Genomic DNA, 4087 nt, shown 5'->3' with positions numbered 1-4087 from the left:
AGCACGCCGCCGCCGACGCCGAGGTCGACCGGCGCGACCCCCGTCGAGGCGCCGTGCGCCGCCCTCGTGTCGGCCGCGGTCGCGCAGGGCATCGCGCCCGGGTACGCGCCGCTGACGGCCTGGGCGCCGACGGCCGCCTCCCCCGTCGCGCACCTCGCGGCGCTCGGCGGCACGGTCTGCGCCTGGAAGGACGCGAAGACCGGCCATGTGCTGGAGGTCGCGGTCGCCCGTCCGTCCGACGCCGATGCGCTGGCTCTGAAGAACGACCTCGTCGAGCGCAGCAACTCGGTGCCGACGTACCGCGAGGAGGCCTACTTCCAGGTCAGCGGCGGCGCGGGCGAGGTGAACGACTTCCACGGCCCGTACTGGGTGGTGGCCTGGTCCTCCGATCTCTACGAGCCGGGCGACGCCGCAGGCCTGATCGCCTCGGTGCACTCGGCCCTCGACCGCCTGGGCTGACCGGGACCTGACAATCGGCCGAACGCGGGCATACCCGCCGACGGCAGTGCGGTTCGAGCGTGCATGACGGTTCGCAACATCTCCACGATCGGCCTCATCGGTGCCGGTCACATCGGATCCCAGCTCGCCCGAGTGGCGGTGCAGCACGGCTACCGCGTCGTGATCAGCAACTCCCGCGGCCCCGAGACCCTGTCCGAGCTCGTGGCCGAGATCGGACACGGCGCCACGGCCGGCACCCCCGAGGACGCCGCCCGCGCCGGTGACATCGTCGTCGTGACGATCCCGCTGAAGAACATCGACTCCGTGCCGGTCGAGCCCCTCGCCGGGAAGATCGTGATCGACACGAACAACTACTACCCGCAGCGCGACGGGCAGATCGCGGAGCTCGACGACGAGTCGACGACCACCGCCGAGCTGCTCCAGCAGCACCTGCCGCAGTCGAAGGTCGTCAAGGCCTTCAACCACATCGGCGCCCCGGACCTGACGACCGCCGGCACCCCGAAGGGGACGGCTCACCGTCGCGCGCTCGCGATCTTCGGCGACGACGAGGAGGCTCGGGCGACGGTCGCGGACGTCATCGACGAGTTCGGCTTCGACGTGGTCGACGGCGGCCCGCTCGCCGAGGGCTGGCGCATCCAGCGCGACACCCCCGGCTACGTGAAGCCGGACGACGCCGACGGGCTCCGCGCTCACCTCGCCGCCGCGAAGCGCTACCGCGAGATGCGCGTCGACGCATAGAGCCGCGGCCGTTTCCGGCCGCCCGCCGGCACTCGCAGGCGGGCGGCGGCCGGAAGGCGGCCGTTCCTCGCCCTGCTAACCTGGAGGCTCCCTTCGGCCCCCATAGCTCAGGGGATAGAGCACTGCCCTCCGGAGGCAGGGGCGCAAGTTCGAATCTTGCTGGGGGCGCGCCCCGAGAGGCCCGGAATCATGCGGATCGCGTGAGACCGGGCCTCCACCTTTTTCCGGCCGTGGCAACGTTTTGGCAACATCCGCTGGAGGTTCTGCGGCCGTCGAGGTCACTCCGGCCTGCTGAACGCGCCTATGCAAATCCACGGCGGCCGTCCGAGGACCCGCGCCTCCGCCAGCCCGTGGGCGGGGTCGGCCGACGTGAGCGCACCTTCAGCTGACGACGTCCGCAGCGCCACGTGCGGGGCCCTTGGCGTCGGCGACCCGTCGGATGTGCAGGTCGAGGGCTTCCGCGACGGCATCGAGGTCGTCGTCGAACAGGTCGGAGTAGACGTCGAGCGTGACGGCGGCGGAGGCATGGCCGAGGATCCGTTGCACCGCCTTGACATGGGCACCGGAGCTGACGGCGAGGCTTGCGGCAGTGTGCCGGAGTTCGTGCGGCGTCAGCCCCGGCTGACCGATCTCGACGGCGGCCCGGTCCAGCCACCCTTCGCGGAACACGCGGTTGCGGAGCCACGACCGGCTCCTGGCGCTCGGGAACAGCGGCGCCTCCTGTGGCCGATCCGCGACGAGCGGCACCAAGCGGTCTGCCAGAGCGGCAGGGATGGGTACCGAGCGGGCTTCGTAGTCCTTCGGCGTCGACTCGTGCTGCAGGCCGTTCACCTCCACCACGGTGTGTCGAACCGCCAGGCGTCGCCTTCGGAGGTCGACGTCCATGACTCTCAGTCCGGACACCTCGCCCCATCGCAGGCCGCAGTAGGCGAGCACGCGGACGAGGTCGCCGTATCCGTTGAACGCGCCGTGCTGCTGCCCGCCACCGATCCGATCGACCGCCTCGGCAAGCGCGTCCACTTGCTCGTGCGTCAGATACCGCTTGCCGCTCTTCGTCACCCTGGGCAGCTTCGTTCCGCGTGCCGGGTTGAGGACGATTCGGCCGTCGGCGACGGCCGCGTCCAAGGCCCCGGAAAGCGTGTGCACGCACTTGCGGACAGATGCGGGGCCGAGCCGTCCGGAGAGCTCCGCGATCCACCGCTGGACCACACTCGGGCTGATCTCACCGAGCGGGTATGCACCGAGCGACGGATTCAGGTCACGGCGGATGATCCCAGCCACGCGGTCCCGCGTGGACGGTCGAAGATCGACGCGATCCGCGAACCATTGATCGAGCCAGTCCGCGAGCCGGATCCGGGACCGGCCCGAGTCCACATAGACCCCGCGGGCCTTGTTCAGCTCCATCGATGCGAGGAAGAGCTCGGCCTCCTTCTTCGTCCGAAAGCCTCGCCGCTGAGTCTGGACGTGGTCCGGCTTTCGGTACAGAACGCGGTATCGGCGGCCGCCCTTGGTCGCGTACGGCTCGACGCTCCCCATCAGGCCTCCTTGCTCACCACTCCAGTTGAGCGCGGGCGGCCGACAGCGGTTCCTGCTCAGGCGCGGCCCGTTGCTCCACCGATAGGAGCCAGTCGGGTAAGACGTCGCCGCCCCACAGGCCCCCTCGATCGAACACGTCGTGAACCTGCACTCGGCTTGCGATGACGATGCCCTCTCGTGACGCCCCGAGTGCTGCACGAACGGCGCGGCCAGCGTCTGGTGTGCAGAGGTAGGTGACTTGGGCGGCTTCGTTGTCGAGGCGGTTGCGGAAGGCGCGGAAGATGCCGTGGTAGCGGACTGGGCGCTTTGCGGTCAGCTCGACCTCGATCAACTCGGTCCAGTCGGGACCGAGCGCGACACCGTCGGCCTGGTGCTCCCAGGCATGCTGGGCTCGCTCGTCGCGCTGCCATGCATAGCCCGCCGCCGCGTACCGGGCGCAGGTGGTCGACACTGCGATCTCGTGGCGGGTGGTCTGCCGGTACACATCTGGCTTCGCCTTCCCGACCCCAGTGAACGTCGCCCAGACGATCGAGCCGCCCGCTCCCCCGAGGTTGACCCGGTCGATGTAGCCGGCTGTCTGCATTCGGGCGCACCAGGCCTGTGCTTGCCGAGTCGACACCGGTCGGTCCCAGCCGTTCAACGCGCCGAGCACCCATCGGATCGACTGCACATTCGTCACCCGCACGATCCCGAACCAGTTCATCATCTGCTCATCCCGGTCCATCACCCACACCGTCGAATCGCTTCCCCGCACCATCCGCCTTACCGCCATTCCGCATCACCCGCTGCCCCTCAGCACCGATCGATCACTGCCACTCCCCTGCTATCTGCTATCTGATATCTGCTCAATCCATATCCTTCACCTCTCCTTTCCCCTGTTCTTTCTTGCCCTGTCCTGGTCTGCCCCCTGAATCTCCGAACCACCCACAACACAGCTTCTTTTCGCTGAGTTGTGGGTGGTTCGGAGACGGCGCCAGCCGAGGAGGCAGACCAGGACAGGGCAAGCCGCCCCAGAACCCCTCGCTAGCCCCCTCACCCCGAACCTGGCGGCCAACGAGGGGGCTGACGCCGGGCTGGTTGCTCATGCCCGGACGGTAGAAGCGCGGATCAGCCCAAGTAAGGAATCGAGGCGATCTCTGTCAAAATGACAGGCGTCCCGAGCGTCTTGCCGACGCTGCAGGACGATCAATACCCGTGACTCAAAACCTCGAAGCTGGGCGGAGGTTTTGCGAGACCTTTTGAGAATTGCCTGATCACAAGCAGCCGCAGCCCAGAGGAAGGCGCTCTAACGCCCCCTGGCGGCTACGACCACCGCTTCCGCAGCATCCAGCCGGCGGTCTCGACCCGACGATCG

Annotated in this window: 4 protein-coding genes and 1 tRNA gene; 3 read left to right on the top strand and 2 right to left on the bottom strand. The window is 68.7% G+C overall.

Annotated elements, in window-relative coordinates:
- The 3 genes from JWQ92_RS02245 to JWQ92_RS02235 form a co-directional block, all read left to right on the top strand.
- Nucleotides 1-459 (top strand): hypothetical protein (locus tag JWQ92_RS02245; RefSeq protein ID WP_297342827.1); only part of this gene is annotated, 459 nt, incomplete at its 5' end.
- A gap of 78 nt (nucleotides 460-537) precedes the next feature.
- Nucleotides 538-1197, top strand: a complete 660-nt coding sequence (locus JWQ92_RS02240) for an NADPH-dependent F420 reductase (protein ID WP_297342829.1) — start codon at nucleotides 538-540, stop codon at nucleotides 1195-1197.
- Between the two features lie 96 nt (nucleotides 1198-1293).
- Nucleotides 1294-1365: transfer RNA gene (locus JWQ92_RS02235), tRNA-Arg, on the top strand.
- A gap of 213 nt (nucleotides 1366-1578) precedes the next feature.
- On the opposite strand, the gene JWQ92_RS02230 is transcribed toward JWQ92_RS02235, so the two are convergent.
- Together JWQ92_RS02230 and JWQ92_RS02225 are read right to left on the bottom strand one after the other, a co-directional pair.
- Entirely contained in the window at nucleotides 1579-2733 is a 1155-nt protein-coding gene (locus JWQ92_RS02230; RefSeq protein WP_297342828.1) for a site-specific integrase, read from the bottom strand.
- 13 nt (nucleotides 2734-2746) lie between these two features.
- The gene (locus tag JWQ92_RS02225) at nucleotides 2747-3457 is read right to left on the bottom strand and encodes a hypothetical protein (RefSeq protein WP_297342826.1); all 711 of its coding nucleotides are present in this window, start codon (nucleotides 3455-3457) and stop codon (nucleotides 2747-2749) included.
- Nucleotides 3458-4087 lie beyond the last annotated feature (630 nt).

It is taken from the genome of Amnibacterium sp., from assembly GCF_025463795.1.
Classification (GTDB): Bacteria; Actinomycetota; Actinomycetes; order Actinomycetales; family Microbacteriaceae; genus Amnibacterium.
Note: the sequence above shows the minus strand (reverse complement) of the source record. Positions and strands in the feature narration are given on the sequence as shown.

Bases quoted from the DNA above. Each gene is read 5' to 3' on its own strand.
- JWQ92_RS02230 (WP_297342828.1), bottom strand. From the start codon at position 2,733: ATGGGGAGCGTCGAGCCGTACGCGACCAAGGGCGGCCGCCGATACCGC.
- JWQ92_RS02225 (WP_297342826.1), bottom strand. From the start codon at position 3,457: ATGGACCGGGATGAGCAGATGATGAACTGGTTCGGGATCGTGCGGGTG.